Here is a 259-nt window from a genome sequence, read left to right on the forward strand (position 1 = left end):
CATTTGAAAACCGCTGAAATAACAACCCTATCAGGGTTAATCATATTAAGGTGAGTAAATATGGAAAACAACAAATCTGCACATTACGTTCCTTTTTTATCTGTAATACTTTTTGTTTTATGCTGTGCGTGGGCATTATTTTTATAATAATATTTACAGATGAAGTAAACCCGCCAATCAGGTTAACTGTGGCTGCGTTGAGGATGCATAATACATCAGAGGTTGCGGGGATTTCTCCCATAAGCGCTAACTTAAGGGT

1 protein-coding gene is annotated in these 259 nt (G+C 36.7%); it reads right to left on the reverse strand.

The features are described from left to right. Positions 1-40: 40 nt before the first annotated feature. Positions 41-259, reverse strand: a 219-nt coding sequence (locus FC814_RS23005) for a hypothetical protein (RefSeq protein WP_205713607.1), incomplete at its 5' end; no start/stop codon positions are given.

Source organism: Escherichia sp. MR (assembly GCF_005280595.1).
Classification (GTDB): domain Bacteria; phylum Pseudomonadota; class Gammaproteobacteria; order Enterobacterales; family Enterobacteriaceae; genus Escherichia; species Escherichia ruysiae.